11 protein-coding genes are annotated in these 14,014 nt (G+C 37.8%); 2 read left to right on the top strand and 9 right to left on the bottom strand.

Annotated elements, in window-relative coordinates; genetic code table 11:
* Positions 1-113: 113 nt before the first annotated feature.
* The 3 genes from H8787_RS02520 to H8787_RS02510 form a co-directional block, all read right to left on the bottom strand.
* Positions 114-524 (bottom strand): peptide deformylase, encoded by a 411-nt coding sequence (locus H8787_RS02520; protein ID WP_187328166.1) that lies wholly within the window; start codon positions 522-524, stop codon positions 114-116.
* Positions 525-589: 65 nt separating this feature from the next.
* On the bottom strand, positions 590-1,489 hold the full coding sequence (gene scrK, locus H8787_RS02515) for a fructokinase ScrK (RefSeq protein ID WP_006270296.1): 900 nt from the start codon (positions 1,487-1,489) through the stop codon (positions 590-592).
* 139 nt (positions 1,490-1,628) lie between these two features.
* Positions 1,629-3,527: a sucrose-specific PTS transporter subunit IIBC gene (locus H8787_RS02510; protein WP_003070553.1), complete on the bottom strand. Its 1,899-nt coding sequence runs from the start codon at positions 3,525-3,527 to the stop codon at positions 1,629-1,631.
* 191 nt (positions 3,528-3,718) lie between these two features.
* Between H8787_RS02510 and H8787_RS02505 the strand changes: the two genes are divergently transcribed.
* Positions 3,719-5,173 (top strand): sucrose-6-phosphate hydrolase, encoded by a 1,455-nt coding sequence (locus H8787_RS02505; protein ID WP_187328165.1) that lies wholly within the window; start codon positions 3,719-3,721, stop codon positions 5,171-5,173.
* The gene (locus H8787_RS02500; RefSeq protein WP_058669830.1) at positions 5,154-6,119 is read left to right on the top strand and encodes a LacI family DNA-binding transcriptional regulator; all 966 of its coding nucleotides are present in this window, start codon (positions 5,154-5,156) and stop codon (positions 6,117-6,119) included. The genes H8787_RS02505 and H8787_RS02500 overlap by 20 nt, the downstream gene beginning before the upstream one ends.
* 84 nt (positions 6,120-6,203) lie before the next feature.
* Here the strand turns inward: H8787_RS02500 and H8787_RS02495 are convergent, their stop codons facing one another.
* The 6 genes from H8787_RS02495 to H8787_RS02470 all read right to left on the bottom strand — a co-directional run bounded on the left by H8787_RS02495 (position 6,204) and on the right by H8787_RS02470 (position 13,982).
* The gene (locus H8787_RS02495; protein WP_187328164.1) at positions 6,204-7,022 is read right to left on the bottom strand and encodes a Cof-type HAD-IIB family hydrolase; all 819 of its coding nucleotides are present in this window, start codon (positions 7,020-7,022) and stop codon (positions 6,204-6,206) included.
* Between the two features lie 184 nt (positions 7,023-7,206).
* Entirely contained in the window at positions 7,207-8,130 is a 924-nt protein-coding gene (locus H8787_RS02490; RefSeq protein WP_003070566.1) for an ATP-binding cassette domain-containing protein, read from the bottom strand.
* A gap of 10 nt (positions 8,131-8,140) precedes the next feature.
* On the bottom strand, positions 8,141-9,208 hold the full coding sequence (locus tag H8787_RS02485; protein ID WP_006268109.1) for an ABC transporter ATP-binding protein: 1,068 nt from the start codon (positions 9,206-9,208) through the stop codon (positions 8,141-8,143).
* An 8-nt stretch (positions 9,209-9,216) separates the two neighbouring features.
* Positions 9,217-10,143, bottom strand: a complete 927-nt coding sequence (oppC, locus tag H8787_RS02480) for an oligopeptide ABC transporter permease OppC (RefSeq protein WP_187328163.1) — start codon at positions 10,141-10,143, stop codon at positions 9,217-9,219.
* Entirely contained in the window at positions 10,143-11,639 is a 1,497-nt protein-coding gene (locus H8787_RS02475) for an ABC transporter permease (RefSeq protein ID WP_187328162.1), read from the bottom strand. The genes oppC and H8787_RS02475 overlap by 1 nt, the downstream gene beginning before the upstream one ends.
* 363 nt (positions 11,640-12,002) lie before the next feature.
* Positions 12,003-13,982 carry a peptide ABC transporter substrate-binding protein gene (locus H8787_RS02470; RefSeq protein WP_187328161.1) on the bottom strand — a complete coding sequence of 660 codons (1,980 nt, stop codon included), beginning with the start codon at positions 13,980-13,982 and terminating at the stop codon, positions 12,003-12,005.
* Positions 13,983-14,014 lie beyond the last annotated feature (32 nt).

The following is a 14,014-nucleotide window of genomic DNA, read 5'->3' as shown; positions in this document are numbered from 1 at the left end:
TTTTTAAACTATAAACATTGTTCATCAAGATTCATTCGACAAAACTTACAAAATTCTAGCATTTCTTCACTATTAGTCGATTTTTTCCGACATAGCATATATTACACGTTCTTCTATATCAAAATACCTTCCAAGTGATCCAATTCATGCTGACAAATTTGTGCTGGAAAATCTTTCAAAATCAGAGTTTGCTTTTGCCAATTCTGATCCAAATATTCAACCGTAATCTCCTTATAACGCGTCGCCAGGCAACTTCCCACAAGTGACAAGCACGATTCTTCTACTTGGTAAGGTGATACTTTCTTTTTCAAAATAGGATTGAACATGATAATTGGCACCATACCATACATAAAAATAATCGCTCGTTTTTGCACCCCAATCATATTGGCCGCCATTCCGACACACCTATCTTGATTTGCTTTTAAAGTATCTAATAAATCCTGCCCAATTTCGATATCTTTTTCGGTCGCTAATTGCGCTTTCTGTTGTAAAAATAATAGATCTTTTACAATTGGTTTAATCATTTCCCTCCTCATTAAAAAAGAGCAAGTTTATTCAATATCCTTTTACTTGCTCTCAATTCACTTAATTATCCTTTGACTTTTTCACTGACTTTTTTAGCTAAGACAAAATTTCCAAGTGTTGCTGAGCCATTTCCAGCAACAGCTGGTGTCACAATATAGTCACGCACATCAGGCACTGGCAGATAACCGTTCAAAAGAACAGTGAATTTTTCACGAACGCGATCCAGCATATGTTGTTGCGCCATGACCCCTCCACCAAAGACAACAACATCGGGACGGAAAGTCACTGTTGCTTGAATCGCTGCTTGTGCAATATAATAAGCTTGAATATCCCAGATAGAGCTGTTTAGTTCTATATTTTCTCCTCGAATGCCAGTACGAGCCTCTAAGCTAGGCCCGGCAGCCAATCCCTCCAAACAACCATTATGGAATGGACAAACACCATTAAATTCTTTCTCTACATCCATCGGGTGTTTCGCAACATAATAATGCCCCATCTCAGGATGACCCGTTCCACCAACAAATTCACCACGTTGAATAGCACCAGCACCAATACCTGTTCCAATCGTATAATAAACCAAATTTTCAATACGACCACCAGCATTGTTTCGTGCTACTATTTCACCGTACGCAGAGCTATTAACATCTGTCGTAAAGAAAATCGGTACATTCAATGCACGCCGCAAAGCACCAACAATATCAACATTTGCCCAGTGTGGCTTGGGTGTAGTTGTAATAAAACCATACGTTTTTGAATTTGGATCAATATCAATCGGTCCAAAAGAACCAATTGCCAATCCCGTCAAATTCTCAAAGCGTGAGAAAAATGCAATTGTTTTATCCAATGTTTCAATCGGTGTAGTCGTTGGAAATTGTGTTTTCTCAACCACTTCAAAATTGTCGCCACCAACTGCACAAACAAATTTTGTACCACCAGCCTCTAAGCTTCCATACAATTTTGTCATTTCAAAACCTCTTTATATTTTGTTTTATTCTCTATTCATTATAGCATATATTCATGTCACTTCTGAGTACAAATTTCAGTTATTCTTCTCTTTTTCAAAGAAAAGCGAACAAACATTCATTTGCTCGCTTTATCTTACATTAGGCTTTCAACTCAATGACAGCCTCTCCCTTAGTTACTGCACCCTCTGCAACAGGAGTGACAGAAGCGTAATCAGCCGTGTTGGTAACAATCACCATGGTTGTGTCATCAAGACCAGCGGCTGCAATTTTGGCAACGTCAAATGTACCAAGAACATCACCTGCTTTGACTTTAATACCTTGAGCAACTTTTTGATCAAATCCATCACCGTTCATAGAAACTGTGTCGATACCAATATGAATCAAAATCTCAGCTCCATTTGTCGTTTTCAATCCGTAAGCATGACCAGTTGCAAATGCGATTGTCACTTCTGCATCAGCAGGAGCATATACCACACCTTCGCTAGGTTTTACTGCGATTCCTTGTCCCATAGCACCACTTGAGAACACTGGATCATTAACATCTTTTAAATCAACGATTGAACCAACGATTGGAGAAAGGATTGTTTCGTCAGTAAGAACTGGCGCAGCAGCTTCATTCGCTTCGACTACTTCTTTAGCTTCAGTAGCTTCTTCTTCAGCATCTTTATAACCAAATGCATAAGTCAAACCAAATCCAAGACCAGTTGTTACAAGTACCATAAAGATATATTGAAGAACTTGACCATTCAGATAGAGAAGCGTACCTGGGATGATGGTAATCCCAAATCCAGTCCCAGCAAGTCCAAGAATAGAGGCTAACCAACCACCAATAGCACCGGCAGCAAGACCCAGAACGAATGGTTTACCATAACGCAAGTTCACCCCGAAAATAGCTGGCTCAGTGATTCCAAGACCTGCAGAGAGAGCTGCTGGAAATGCAAGAGCTTTTAATTTTTTAGATTTTGTTTTTACACCAACTGCAAGAGTTGCACCGGCTTGGGCTGTCATAGCAGCTGTAATAATCGCATTAAAGGCATCTTTTCCTTCATTGGCAATCAATTGCGCTTCTAATAAGTTGAAGATATGGTGCACACCTGTTACCACAATTAGTTGGTGAATACCCCCAAGAATCAAACCTGCTAAGCCAAACGGTAAGGCAAGAATAGCTTTTGTTGCAGCAAGAATAACATTTTCAAGTGAATGGAAAATTGGACCAATGATAAAGAGACCCAGAACTGACATCACAAGGAAAGTCAAGAATGGCACAACAAGCAAATCAAGCACATCTGGAATTTTCTTATGCAACCATTTTTCAAGCTTCGCACCAAGTAGACCAATGAAGAAGGCTGGCAAAACTGAATTTTGATAACCAACGACCGGAATAAAACCAAAGAACATGATTGGCTTGGCATCACCAGAAGCAACAGCCCAAGCATTTGGAAGAGCTGTATTTACCAGCATCAAGCCAAGTACAATACCAATAACCGGATTCCCACCAAATACACGGAAAGCCGACCAAGAAATCAAAGCAGGGAAGAAAGCAAAAGCTGTATCTGTCAAAACGACTGTATAAGTATAAAAATCTGATGCAGCAAAAGCTTTTGAGGTTGTCCCAAATAATCCAAGAATCGTATCATTATTAATCGCACCACGAATCCCCATGAAAAGACCTGTTGCTACGATGGCTGGTAAGATAGGTACAAATACATCACCAAATGTACGAACAGCACGTTGGAACCAATTTCCTTTTTTAGCAGCTTCTGCTTTTTGTTCACCAGTTGAAGAAGTTGGTAAGCCAAGTGCAACCACTTCATCATATATTTTATTAACGGTACCAGTCCCAAAGATAATTTGATATTGACCTGAATTAAAGAATGCTCCTTGAACCTTCTCAAGATTCTCAACCCTGTCTTTAGCAATTTTAGCTTCATCCTTGACCATAATACGCAGACGGGTTGCACAGTGAGCAACACTACTTACATTGTCTCGTCCACCGATGGCTTCAATGACCGCTTTTGCAATGTCTTTATTTTCCATTTGCATCTCCTTATTGAAAATAATTAACTTTTATGAAAGCGATTTAATCGCTCCTACGACTATTATTTTAACATGATTTAAAAACATGTCAAGCGTTTTGCAGAAATTTTATTTTTTTCTGCTAAAAAGTTGATTTTTCTAAAGAAAACGTTTACTATATAAGTAAGAAAACTATATTGGAGGATAAAAGATTGGCTTGGACAACCGAACAACGCTACAAACGTTATGAAAACTGGACAACAGATGAAATCAATCAAATAAAAGAAAATATTGAAAAATCTCCTTGGCGGACTAGTTACCATGTAGAACCTCAGACAGGATTACTCAATGACCCAAATGGCTTCTCTTATTTTAATGGTAAATGGATTGTGTTCTATCAGAACTTCCCTTTTGGAGCAACCCACGGTCTAAAATGCTGGGTACAGCTCGAAAGTGATGATTTAGTCCATTTCACAGAAACTGGTCTACGAGTTCTACCAGATACGAAACTGGATAGCCACGGCGCCTACTCTGGCTCTGCTATGCAGTTTAATGACAAGCTTTTCCTTTTTTATACCGGAAATGTTCGCGATGAAAATTGGGTACGCCACCCATACCAAATCGGAGCATTGCTGGATAAAGAAGGGAAACTCGAGAAGATTGATAAAGTCTTGATTGAGCAGCCAAAAGAAGCTACAGATCACTTTCGCGATCCACAGATTTTCAATTATAAAGGCCAGATCTATGCCATTATCGGCGGACAAAATCTGGACAAAAAAGGGTTTATCAAGCTTTATAAAGCAGTTGAAAACGACTATACAAACTGGGAAGAAGTCGGCGATTTAGACTTTGAAAATGACAATACAGCCTATATGATGGAATGCCCCAATCTTGTCTTTATTGATGAAACACCTGTTTTGCTCTACTGCCCTCAAGGTTTATCAAAAAAAGTTGCTCCTTACGACAATATTTTCCCAAACATGTATAAGATGGGTCAATCGTTTGACATAGCAAAGGCAGCAATTGTCGATCCTAGTCCTCTGCAAAATTTAGATTATGGATTTGATTGCTATGCCACCCAAGCTTTCAATGCTCCAGATGGCCGTGTCTTAGCAGTCAGCTGGTTAGGTTTGCCGGATATTGCTTACCCATCTGATCGTTTTGATCATCAAGGAATTTTCTCGCTTGTCAAGGAATTAACACTAAAAAAAGGAAAACTCTATCAATATCCTGTTCAAGCAATCCAAAACCTGCGGAAAGAGAATAAAGTATTCACCAACCAAGCAAAAACAAAAAATAGCTATGAACTGGAATTAGAATTTGCAAGTGGTTCACAAACTGAAATTGTCCTCTTTGCAGATCAAAAACACAAAGGCCTCCGTATTCGCTTCGACATCAAAAATGGTCAAGTAACAATTGACCGTAGTGAAGTTGGCGAACAATATGCTCTTGAATTTGGGACAGTTCGCCGCTGTATGATTGAAAACCAAACTACAACTGCCTCAATTTTCATTGATAAGTCAGTTTTTGAAATTTTTATTAACAAAGGAGAGAAAGTATTTTCAGGTCGCATTTTCCCACATAATGACCAAAACGGCATTTTTATCACTGAGGGAAATCCAACCGGAACTTACTATGAATTAGATTATGGTCGCAAAACTAACTGATGTAGCAAAACTGGCAGGGGTCAGCCCCACAACCGTTTCCCGTGTGATTAACAAAAAAGGCTACCTCTCAGAAAAAACAATCACAAAAGTAACCGAAGCTATGCGAGAATTAGGCTACAAGCCTAATAATCTCGCTCGCAGCTTACAAGGAAAATCCGCTAAATTAATTGGACTGATTTTTCCAAATATTAGTCATATATTTTATGCTGAACTCATTGATAAATTAGAACACGAGTTATTTAATAGAGGTTACAAAACAATTATCTGCAACAGCGAACACAATTCAAGCAAAGAAAAAGAGTATCTGGAGATGCTAGAAGCCAATCAAGTCGATGGCATTATCTCTGGCAGCCATAACTTGGGCATTTCGGATTATGACCGCGTAACAGCCCCTATTATCTCTTTTGACCGCAACTTGTCTCCTTCTATCCCTGTTGTATCTTCTGACAACTATGCTGGTGGGACCCTAGCCGCAGAAACATTGGTCAAATCTGGAGCTAAAAAGATCATTATGATTACCGGAAATGATAATTCCAATTCACCAACAGGTCTCCGCCATGCAGGCTTTGCCTCTGTCCTACCAACCGCTCCTATTATCAATGTATCTAGTGACTTCTCACCCATTCGCAAAGAAATGGAAATCAAAAATATCTTAAAAGATAAGAAGCCTGATGCTATTTTTGCTTCAGATGATTTAACTGCCATTTTAATCATGAAAGTCGCTCAAGAACTGGGGATCAACATCCCAGAGGAACTAAAAGTTATTGGTTATGACGGAACTTATTTTGTGGAAAATTACTATCCACAGCTCGCCACTATTCAGCAACCATTAAAAGATATAGCTTGCTTACTGGTCGATTTATTGCTGCGAAAAATTGAAGGAGAAAAAGTTCCAACAACGGGTTACTTCTTACCTGTTCACCTTTCTTCAGGAAAAAGCATTTAACACTGTGAAATAATGAAAACCCACTTAATTTCTCCATACTTAAGTGGGTTTAATCTTTATACGTTTCCTATGGACTTCTATTAATTATTCTACAAGGAGAAACTTATCAATTGCCTGCGCGCAGCCATCATGATCATTATCAGCTACGATGACATCCGCCAATCCTTTAATACTCTCATTAGCATTTCCCATAGCAATGCCCAAGCCTGCTTCACGAATCATACTTTCATCGTTATCTGCGTCACCAACAGCAATGATCTGTTCCATAGGAAGTTGCAAATATTGAGCCAGGTGAGCTAAACCTTGCCCTTTTTCAACACCCCGCGCTGTTAGTTCAAGACCACTTACTTCTGATTTTATCATGGCAATATCCTCAGATAACAAAACCTCATACGATTGATCTCGTTCATCAGCTGTTAAGTGATAGATGTTGATCTTACCAAAATTTTCTCTTTCCTTTGCTAACAAATCACAGATATTATCTACTAATACTGCTGTTTCATCATACAGTTCAGTATAAATTTCCATATAGTAGTTCGCAATGTTCTCAAAATGAGAGCGCTGAAGATAGCCTTGTCCATTTATCATACCGACCACCATTAAATCGTGAGCTTCTGCCAACGCCTTCACTTTATCCACCACAACAGCAGGTAATGTTTGCTCCGCTAAAGTTTGCTTCATTTCCAAATCATAAATCAATGCACCACTAGCAAGAACGGCATAGCGAATCCCTTGCAAATCTTTTTTATAAAGACCTAGTTCTGACAGAGAGCGCCCTGTTGAAAGTGCAACTTGTTTTCCAGCTGCATGCACTCTGTCAATAGCTGCAATACTACTTTTAGCAATCGTCTTTTGACTGGTCAAAAGCGTTCCATCCATGTCAAATGCAATCAATTGATACATAACATTTCTCCTTTTTTTACTAAAATTAGTATAGCATAAAAGCTCAAAAATAGTAAAAAAGCTTAAAACCATGTTATCAAAAACGTTGGTTTTAAGCTTTTTTATTGTCGTTCATTCCTTAATTTTAACTAGAGACTAAGTTCTTATTTAACCTCTTTAATTGTCAACAAAGTTGAAGATCTATTTACAATTCTTTTTTATACTTTTCAACTTCTGCTTTATTAGCCCAGACAAAGTGTCCTGGACGAATTTCAACCATTTCTGGCTTATCTACTGAATAATCATGTTGAGCAGCATCATAAACCTTCAATACTTTCTTCCGCTCCAATATTGGGTCTGGAATTGGAACAGCAGATAGCAATGACTGCGTATAAGGATGGATTGGATTATTGAAGAGTTCTTCTGTTTCAGCCACTTCTACAATCACACCCTTATAAATAACAGCAATACGGTCTGAGATAAAACGTACAACTGATAAATCATGGGCAATGAAAAGATAAGTCAAGCCTAGATCTTTTTGGAATTTCTTAAGAAGATTCAAAACTTGTGCGCGCACAGAAACGTCAAGTGCTGAAATCGGCTCATCTGCAATCACAAAATCTGGCTCCATAACAAGCGCACGAGCAATCCCAATCCGTTGACGCTGACCACCAGAAAATTCATGCGGATAGCGGGTCAAATGCTCTGATAACAACCCTACCTCATGAATAATATCTTTCACCTTTTTCTGACGTTCTTCTTCATCTTTAAACAGATGGAAATTATACAGACCCTCTGAAATAATATAATCAACCGTCGCACGTTCATTCAAACTAGCAGCAGGGTCTTGGAAAATCATTTGAATCTTGCGAATCACTTCTGATTCTTCCTCTTTTGATTTCTTACCATTGATTCTCTTTCCATCAAAGAAGATATCTCCCTTGCTAGTATCGTTCAAACCAATAATGGCACGACCGATTGTTGTCTTACCAGAGCCGGATTCTCCTACAAGTGAAAACGTTTCTCCTTTATTGATAAAGAAATTAGCATTTTTTACAGCAACAAATTTCTTGCTTCCTTCACCGAAGGAAATTTCCAAATCTTTAACTTCTACTAATTTTTCAGGCATTTCCTTCCTCCTAAGCGTCTAAATGAGCAAAGCCCATTTTTGAGCTAATTTTTTCATGTAAATCATCAATAACAGCAGGTTTATTCACTTTTGGAGCATTTTCATGAAGCAACCACGTTTTTGCCCAATGTGTATCTGATACATAGATTTGAGGTGGTTTTTCCTCAAAATCAATTTCCATCGCATAATCTGAACGAAGAGCGAAAGCATCTCCTTGCAAGTGTGAATAAAGAGACGGCGGTGTGCCAGGAATAGAGTAAAGCTCTCCTTTATCATCTGCCAACTGTGGCAAGCTTGATAACAAGCTCCAAGTATAAGGATGACGTGGATCATAAAAGACGTCTTCTACTGTACCATACTCGACGATTTCTCCAGCATACATAACGGCAACTTTATCCGCAATACTTGCTACCACTCCAAGGTCGTGGGTGATAAAAATAGTAGTGAATTGATACTCTTGTTGCAATGATTTCAACAAATCAATGATTTGTGCTTGAATGGTAACATCAAGAGCTGTTGTAGGTTCATCACAGATTAGAATATCAGGACGACAAGCAAGCGCAATGGCAATAACGATCCGTTGACGCATTCCTCCTGAATATTGGAAAGGATACTCACTAAAACGCTTTTCAGCATCAGGAATACCGACTTTATTCATATAGTCAATAGCCATTTCCTTCGCTTCTTTTGCCGTTTTCTTTTGATGTTTTACAATAACTTCTGTAATCTGGCTACCAATCGTATTAATTGGGTCTAAACTTGTCATTGGGTCTTGGAAAATAGTCGCAATTTTAACACCACGAATAGGTTCCCAATCTTTATTGGATTTCAATTTTGTCAAATCTTGTCCACGATAGTTAATCGATCCTTGCGCTACTCGACCATTATCCTCTAACATTCCAGTAAAAGTCTTTGTTAAAACAGATTTACCAGAACCTGACTCTCCTACGAGAGCAAGAACTTCACCTTCGATGAGGTCAAGTGATACACCACGAATGGCGGTTAAGACTTTATCACGAACGTCAAATTCCACGACAATATCGCGGGCAGTCAATATTACATTTTTTTCTTGTGTCATATTTACTCCTATCTATGTGTACGTGGATCACTAGCATCCGCTAAGTTCTGACCGACAACGAATAGGGAAAGGGAAACCAAAATCAACGTTGTTAATGGAATCCAGAAAAGATATGCATTTGTTGTAACATTTTGTGAATAATCCGAAATCAAACGCCCTAAACTTGGCACCGTCACAGGAAGTCCCAAACCAAAGAAAGACAGAAAGGCTTCGTATGAAATGAAACTTGGAAGTAATTGTGAAGCAGTTGTCACAATCACAGAAACCAACTGTGGCATAATATTTTTTACAATGATTTTAACAGTCGGTGTTCCCAAAGTGCGACTGGCAAGGTTATACTCTAAATCACGATAACGTAGAATTTGAATACGAATATTGTAAGCAATCCCAATCCAACCAGTGATGGTCATAGCAAAAATCAAATTCCAGAAACCTGCACCGATTGAGTAAGTCAAGACAATGACAATCAAAAGCGGTGGAATGTTAGAAATGATATTATAAATCTCAATCATCACACGATCGACAGTCTTTGAAATTCCCCAGATACCACCAATAACAATACCAATCACAAGGTTAATCATGGTTGCAATAACTGAAATAAGAATAGAGTTACGTGCTCCAAACCACACTCCGTCAAAGAGGGATTTTCCGTTACTATCTGTACCAAACCAATATTGAGAATTCGGTTTGATATAACGAGCACTAAAATCATTTACTTTACTTACATCATTAAAATCGAAATTTGAAAAAATCGGATAGATGAAACTCATCAAAACAATTGCAACAAGAATACCCAACATAACAATTGTTGATTTTTTCCTTAAGAATTGACGCATAACAGATTTCCAGTAAGAATAAGCTGGTGCATCAATTATTTCAGAGGCAAAATCATCGCGTTTTACAAATGTGAACTTACTTTTATCAATTGTAGCCATTATTTACCTCCTTTTGATGTTAATTTAATACGTGGGTCAAGTATGGTCATCAGAATATCACCCAATAGAAGAGCGAAAATAGAAAGACATGTAAAGATAAATACAAGACCAACGACCATAGAATTATTAGATGCTTTAACAGAGTCAATCAGCATTTTACCCATTCCAGGGAAAGCAAAGATTGTTTCGGTCAAAGTCGCACCTGTGATAACTCCGATAATAGCGCCAGGTATACTGGATACAAGTGGTACCATGGCGTTTTTAAAAATATGTTTATTTGAAATTTCTTGTTCAGAGAGACCTTTTGCCCGTGCAAAACGAACAAAGTCTTGTGATTGCAGGTCAATCATATAACGACGAATCCAAACAGCTGTCCAAGGCGCACTCAAAAGCCCAAGAATAACTGCCGGAAGAACATAGGAACGCCAATCTCCTGCTCCCAAAATAGGGAAGGAATCCGGCAATCCAAGAGCCGAACCAATCAACCGAATGATATAAACCAAAGCGATAGTTGGCAATGACATCAAGAATGTCAAGGCTCCTGTCGAAATACTATCAAACAATGTATTCTTAAAGCGAGCCATGTAAGATCCAAGCGGAACAGCAATTAAGTAAGATAAAGCCAGACCAATCAAACCAACAATTGAAGAACTTACAATCATTGATGGATATTGGTAGTTACTTTCTGTTGCCGTATATGGATCATCTTTTCCATAATTGGCAACATCACGCGCATCGGCTTGTTTTGGAGATTTATAAGTTCTTGTATAAATGTTGACAGACGAAGTTTTCTTACCTGTCGGGAATTGAACTTCAGAAGTTTTCGTTTGTCCTTGCCCTTGCGAAATAACTTGTAAAACAGGAAGATTCGCATAAGTTGGATAAGAAATACCTAGATTTAATCTCACAAAATTCTGATGAACAAACGGAAATTGCCCATTAAAGTACAATAAATACTTATGTTTCGTTCCAGAACCAACAACAGACCAACCAATAGCAGGATCATTTTCAATACGAAGATAACGCTTCAAGTTTGGATTAGAAGCATCTTTCACAGCACCTGTATGGTCAATTTGAATCAAATTGCCATAGAAACCAAGAACGCGTTCATAAACTGGAACCTCTCGAGTTGCATAAAATTGCTTACTTTCTTTGAATTGCTGCAATTTCCAACCACGCCCCAACTTTTTGATGTAAGCTTCATAGATTTTTTTATTTGCATTAGTAGGTTCTACTGTTACAGAAGGATTCTCTTTACTAGCTTTTTCTTGTAATTCCTTCGTATCATAGTAGTCAATGTAACCCATACGCTCAAAAATTGTATTTTCATAATTAGTCTTTTTATCAGGAGTTGTAGCTATTTTATTATAGTTTGGATCCTGCTTGAAAATCAACTTTCTTGGCACCATAGTATAGATAATGGTGTAAGTCAATGTTGTTACCATGAAAATAGATACTAAAGAGCGTAAGATACGCATAAAAATATATTTCTTCATTTACCGTTTCCTTTAAAATCCCAAAAGAACTTTCTCCCCTGTTAGAGAAAGTTCTGATGAGAAGTTTATTTTACATGATCTGCTAATTCTTTGGTATTTACTGATTTAGCATGAGTCACATCAGATATTCTACTTCAATCACTATGATTAAGTTATTAAACCTAACCTGTCAGTCAAGACCGAAGGAAGGGATAGAAAAATGTCACGCGTTACGACAAATACCTATTTTCGATTTTAGAATACCTTCAATTTTAAACTGATTGTTTAAAATTATACCACAATTCTAGTCAATTGTAAAATCAATTGTCAGAATATTTTTATCATAAATGAACCTTTTTTGTTTTTCTGTTAAATTTTTTTCAATTATTTAACATGATCTGCAAGTTCTTCTTGAGCTTTTTTATTAGATTTTGATCGCTCTTTATTCCATTTAGTCATAGCTTTCTTGTACTGATCTTGTGTAACAGGCTCATCTTGGAGTTCAAGATATTTATATAGAATGATTTCACTATTCCCTTTGTTTCCTGACCAAGCAAATGGATTAGTAAATGGCACTGTGCGAGAAAGAATTGGGCGACCCGTTAGCGTTGTTGTTGGAATAACTAATGCATTATCAGTCAACCAAGCTTGGGCTGCCGCATATTTTTCATAGCGTGCATTCGTATTAGTGGTTTCTTTTTCAGCCTCGTTCAACAGCTTTTCATATTCGTTCATACCGACTTGTGCTGCTGCAGCGTTATTCGTACCTGCATCAAATCCTAGATAGGTCTTTGTGCTTTCACCGCTTGAAGGTTTGATGATATCAAGATAGGTAGATGGATCTTGGAAGTCTGGACTCCAACCAACATTATCAGAAAGATCCCAATCTTCTGCAGCTGCAGATTCAGCAAAGTAAGTGATATTATTTACATCGTCTTTAGACATTTGTTGAATGTCAATCACAACATTTTCTTTGCCAAGATTTTTTTCAATCGATTGTTTCAATGATTGTACACGTTGAACTTTATTCGTTGCCGTTTGGTCAACTGGCATGTCAATGTGGATTGGGAATTGAACACCGTCTGCTTGAAGCGCTGCTTTCGCTTTGGCTAATTTTTCCTTGGCTTTCGTTGGATTGTAAAGACCGTCTTGCGCATCATTTAAGTTGACATCTTTCCAACTTTCATCGTAGCTGACTAATTTTTCTTTGACCAATTCTCCAAAGTTCTTATCATCTGTTTGAACAAAAGTTGGTGGTACAAAGAGATTACGAAGCATCTTTGTCGCACCATCTTTACCATTCACCTGTGAAGCATAAGCAGTACGGTCAAATGCAAAGGTAATTGCTTGACGGAAATCTTTATTCAATAATGCTTTCTTAGTAGATGTCTTTTGAGCATCTGTTGTCTTTGATGTATGATTGTAAGATTGACGATCGATGTTTGTAGCCACTAGATAAGTGGTTGCATCTTGTGGAGTATAAACGATGTTGTTTTTGTATTTCTTGCTGACAGAAGCATAACTTGGACTAGTTGGAAATACTTTTGCATTGGTAAATGAACCGTCACTAAATCCTTTAGCAAGTTTATCTTGGTCTTGACCATCATAGTAAGACAATTTGATGTTATCAATGTGTACATTTTTCTTATCCCAATAGTTTGGATTTTTAGCCAATTCAACAGATGATTTTGCAGTGATAGATTTTAGCAAGTATGGTCCATTATAAAGAAGACTAGATGGGTCTGTTGCTTGTGCAAATTTATTTCCTTTTGATTTCAAAAATTCTGCATTAACTGGCGCTAAAACCCCCATCGTAGTCTTTGAATTCCAAAAGCTTTCTGGTCGATTCAGAGTATATTGAACCGTATAATCATCAACCGCTTTGATACCGACAGAAGAGAAATCTTTATTTTCACCCTTCATGTAAGCATCCAGGCCTTTGATTGAATCTTGTACCAAATAAATAGCATCGGATTTCTTATCTGCAGCGTGTTTCAAACCAGCCACAAAGTCTTGCGCTTTGACTTCGGCATACTCTTCACCTTCGGATGTATACCATTTGACACCTTTACGAAGTTTATAAGTGTAAGTCAAGCCATCTTTGGAAACCGTCCAATCCTTTGCCACAGAAGGGATTAAATTTCCGTAACGGTCATTTTCTAAAAGTCCATCAATGACATTACTTGTAATATTTGAAGTAGAGGCCTTCCCAGTTGTCAAATAATCCAAATTATCTGGATCTTGCTCATAAACATATGAAAATGTTTTGTTGCTAGAACTTGTTTTAGAGCCAGAACAAGCCGTTAAGGCTCCTGCTGCAAGTAGGCTAACAGCCGCTAAAGCAATGATTTTACTTTTCTTCATGAATATTCCTCCCAAATTCATTATTTTTATAC

It is taken from the genome of Streptococcus sp. NSJ-72 (genome assembly GCF_014334035.1).
In the GTDB taxonomy this organism is placed as follows: domain Bacteria; phylum Bacillota; class Bacilli; order Lactobacillales; family Streptococcaceae; genus Streptococcus; species Streptococcus constellatus.
This window is presented reverse-complemented; position numbering and strand designations above follow the sequence as displayed.

What these genes read in the sequence shown, in the direction of transcription:
- H8787_RS02520 (WP_187328166.1), bottom strand. Translation starts at nt 524, where the DNA reads ATGATTAAACCAATTGTAAAAGATCTATTATTTTTACAACAGAAAGCG.
- H8787_RS02485 (WP_006268109.1), bottom strand. Translation starts at nt 9,208, where the DNA reads ATGACACAAGAAAAAAATGTAATATTGACTGCCCGCGATATTGTCGTG.
- H8787_RS02470 (WP_187328161.1), bottom strand. Translation starts at nt 13,982, where the DNA reads ATGAAGAAAAGTAAAATCATTGCTTTAGCGGCTGTTAGCCTACTTGCA.
- oppC (WP_187328163.1), bottom strand. Translation starts at nt 10,143, where the DNA reads ATGGCTACAATTGATAAAAGTAAGTTCACATTTGTAAAACGCGATGAT.
- H8787_RS02500 (WP_058669830.1), top strand. Translation starts at nt 5,154, where the DNA reads ATGGTCGCAAAACTAACTGATGTAGCAAAACTGGCAGGGGTCAGCCCC.
- H8787_RS02490 (WP_003070566.1), bottom strand. Translation starts at nt 8,130, where the DNA reads ATGCCTGAAAAATTAGTAGAAGTTAAAGATTTGGAAATTTCCTTCGGT.
- scrK (WP_006270296.1), bottom strand. Translation starts at nt 1,489, where the DNA reads ATGACAAAATTGTATGGAAGCTTAGAGGCTGGTGGTACAAAATTTGTT.
- H8787_RS02495 (WP_187328164.1), bottom strand. Translation starts at nt 7,022, where the DNA reads ATGTATCAATTGATTGCATTTGACATGGATGGAACGCTTTTGACCAGT.
- H8787_RS02475 (WP_187328162.1), bottom strand. Translation starts at nt 11,639, where the DNA reads ATGAAGAAATATATTTTTATGCGTATCTTACGCTCTTTAGTATCTATT.
- H8787_RS02510 (WP_003070553.1), bottom strand. Translation starts at nt 3,527, where the DNA reads ATGGAAAATAAAGACATTGCAAAAGCGGTCATTGAAGCCATCGGTGGA.